Annotated in this window: 1 protein-coding gene, 2 pseudogenes and 1 riboswitch; of the genes and pseudogenes, 1 reads left to right on the top strand and 2 read right to left on the bottom strand. The window is 68.0% G+C overall.

The window, feature by feature from the left end:
* A pseudogene (locus JMF90_RS30575) lies at positions 1-484 on the bottom strand (cobaltochelatase subunit CobN); the annotation flags it as partial.
* Positions 485-490: 6 nt separating this feature from the next.
* The gene (cobW, locus tag JMF90_RS30570) at positions 491-1,579 is read right to left on the bottom strand and encodes a cobalamin biosynthesis protein CobW (protein WP_011545391.1); all 1,089 of its coding nucleotides are present in this window, start codon (positions 1,577-1,579) and stop codon (positions 491-493) included.
* Positions 1,580-1,908: 329 nt separating this feature from the next.
* A riboswitch (cobalamin riboswitch) is annotated at positions 1,909-2,175 on the bottom strand.
* A gap of 149 nt (positions 2,176-2,324) precedes the next feature.
* On the opposite strand from cobW, the pseudogene JMF90_RS30565 reads away from it, so the two are divergent.
* A pseudogene (locus JMF90_RS30565) lies at positions 2,325-3,208 on the top strand (TonB-dependent receptor); the annotation flags it as partial.

Genomic DNA, 3,208 nt, shown 5'->3' with positions numbered 1-3,208 from the left:
TGTGAAACGCGATGCTGCGCAGCAGCGCGTCGGCGTTGTGCATGCCGCCTTCGCGCAGATAGCGCCACCACAGCCGGCACAGCTCGGCCTTGACGGTGCTTTTCGCGACGAGATTCGGGTCTTCCTGCAGGTCGCCCGAGAACATCGCGAGCTGCTGCCCGCGCTTCGACGCGAGCGACACGGCCTGCTCGATCCCGTACGGCCAGTACGCTTCGCCGCCGAGATGATCGATCACGACCGTTTTCGCGTGGCGCAGCACGTCGTCGACGTAGAAATCGACCGACGCCGGCTGCCGCAGGAACGTGACGTTCGCGAGCCGCACGCTCGGGAACCCGGCGGGCAAGTGCGGCACGACGCTCGCGAGCAGCGACAGCGTCGTGTCGGCCGAACTCAGGATCACGATGTCGGCCGGCTGCTGGTCGATCCGGACGACGCCCTGTGTATCGTCGACGAAGCCGCCCGGCGTGGTGCGCAGCAGATGCATCGTGCGTTACGCCTGTTGCGGCTCGGCCGCGCACGCGGCGTCGAACGCGCGTTGCAGCGCGGCCGCGTCGAGATCCTCGCCGATCAGCACGAAGCGGCTCGCGCGGGTTTCGCCGTCCTGCCAGCGGCGGTCGAAATAGCTGTCGAAGCGGCGGCCGACACCCTGGATCACGAGCCGCATCGGCGCGCCGGGCAGCGCGGCGAAGCCTTTCGCGCGGTAGATCGTGTGCGCTTCGACCACGCGCTGCAGCGCGGCGATCGTCGCTTCGCGCGTGCCCGCGTCGCCCGATACCACCACCGAGTCGAAATCGTCGTGATGGTGATCGTGATCGCCGTCGTCGGCCGAGCCGTGATGGTCGTGACGCAGGTGGATCGTTTCCTCCGAGGCCGAGTCCAGCCCGAGCAGCATCGCGAGGTCGAGCTCGCCGCGCGTCGCGCGCACGATCTTCACCTGCGGCGGGATTTCTTCGCGGATCGCGGTTTCGATCCGCGCGAACTCGGCGTCACCCACGAGGTCGGCCTTGTTCACGATCACGAGATCGGCGGACGACAGTTGATCGGCGAACAGTTCGTGCAGCGGCGATTCGTGATCGAGGTTCGGATCGGCGCGGCGCTGCGCGTCGACGGCCTGGGGGTTTTCCGCGAACTGGCCGCTCGCGGCGGCCGGCCCGTCGACGACGGTCACGACCGCGTCGACCGTGAAGCTGTTGCGGATCGTCGGCCAGTTGAAGGCCTGCACGAGCGGCTTCGGCAGCGCGAGGCCCGACGTCTCGATCAGCACGTGGTCGATGTCCGCGCGGCGCTCGACGAGCGCCTCCATCACCGGATAGAACTCTTCCTGCACGGTGCAGCACAGGCAGCCGTTCGCGAGTTCGTACAGCTGGCCCGATGCCTCGCCCTGCGCGCCGTCGGCATCGTCGCAGCCGATGCCGCAGCCCTTGAGGATTTCGCCGTCGATGCCGAGTTCGCCGAATTCGTTGACGATCACCGCGATGCGGCGGCCTTCGGCGTGCTGCAGGATGTGGCGCATCAGCGTCGTCTTGCCGCTGCCGAGAAAGCCCGTGACGATCGTGACGGGAAGCTTGCGTAGGGTCATGGTAGGTCCGGTGTCGAAGAGGGAATCAGGACGGGATCGTCGCGTCGGTGGCGGCGCGGCAATTCAGCGGGCGGTGCGCGGGAAGCTCGCCGCGCGATCCGCGCGGACTGCCGCACGGCGGGCGGGACAACGAATCGGACATGGTGCTTCCTTGCGAACGGTCGACATCGTGAATGCCAACACGGCTGCCGCGTGCCCCGCCCGTGCCGCCTGCCGTTCGCCGTGCCGGCCCGGGCGCGTTCGCGCGGAGGCAGATCGGAGGAGACAGCGGGAAACACCGGGCGTCGGGCGCTGCCGCGGCCGTGGACGATGCGCCGCCTCCCCGCGGCGCTGAACCCCAACGTTTAGGCCGGTATCCGGGCTGACGAACACGCCGCTTCGCCTTCCCGGATACGCGCGGCATCCAGTGGCGGTCGTCCGCATGCGCGTGGCATGCGGCGAAGCGGCGCTGCGTGGCGCTTGCGCGCGACGCGTTCGCTTACCGTTGCGGGGGCAGCACAGGTTGACTCGACTGCGGCGCAGGCAGGCTCCCTGTTTCCCGTTTAACTGCGCACGCCGGAGCGGCGCGCGCGAGCACCAAAACGCGTGCGAGTGTAGGCGGCGGTGCGGGGAGCGTCAAGGCGAACGGCCGGCGATGAACGCGAATGATTGTCGTTTTCAACTAGACAAGATAAACTTTACTCGATAACGCAAACAACCGCGCAACGGCCATGTGAGGCAATCACTCAGTCATCCTCAAATTTCCATGTCGAAACGACAGATATCCGGGCGGCGCTTTCCTGTGCTGGCCCTGTCGCTGTGCTCGATCGCCGGCGTTGCCTCCTTCCCTGCCCCGGCGGCCGAGTTCGACGACGAACTGCCTGCGGTCGAAGTACGCAGCCGCCGTCATCCGAACGATCCGCGCGCCGAAAGCGTGAGTACGGCGACGCGCACCGCGAGCGATCCACGTGACGTACCGCAAACCATCGACAGCGTCCCGGTAGAGGAAACGCTGTCCTATGGCGGTCGCACGCTGGCCGACGCGCTGGCCGGCGTGCCCGGTGTGTCGAATACGTCGGACACGCGCTTCGATTCGTTCCGCATTCGCGGCTTTTCCGCCGCGGGCGACCTGCTGCTCGACGGCATGCGCGACGATGCGCAATACGTGCGCAGTCTCGGCAACATCGAACGCGTCGAAGTGCTGAAGGGGCCGGCGGCGGCGCTGTACGGGCGCGGCAGCGGCGGCGGCGTCATCAACCGGATCACCAAGCAGCCGTTGCCGGAAAACTTCGGGCATCTGTCGGCGGCGACCGGCAGCTATGGACGGCTCGGCGCGTCGGTCGATCTCAACCGGATGCTGTCGAGCGCGTGGAGCGTGCGGCTCAATGCGGGACGCGAACACGCAGGCAGCTTCCGCGACCACGTCGACGGCACGCGCCAGTATGTCGCACCGTCGATCAAATGGCACGACGCGCGGCGAAGCTAGCTGCTGCAGTTCGAATACGACGCGTACCAGCGCGTGCCCGATCGCGGCATGCCGGCGCCGGTCGCCGCGGTCGACGCGGCCGGCAAGCCGTTCGCGTTCTCGCTGCCGTCCGCGCCACGCGCAACCTTCTTCGGCGCGGCGGGCCGCGACACGATTCGCGACGA

It is taken from the genome of Burkholderia sp. E168m23, assembly GCF_016586125.1.
In the GTDB taxonomy this organism is placed as follows: Bacteria; Pseudomonadota; Gammaproteobacteria; order Burkholderiales; family Burkholderiaceae; genus Burkholderia; species Burkholderia orbicola.
The sequence above is the reverse complement of the archived record's forward strand: the minus strand, read 5'-3'. Positions and strand labels throughout refer to the sequence as shown.

Excerpts from the sequence above, each read along its gene's own strand:
- cobW (WP_011545391.1), bottom strand. The coding sequence starts at position 1,579 with ATGACCCTACGCAAGCTTCCCGTCACGATCGTCACGGGCTTTCTCGGC.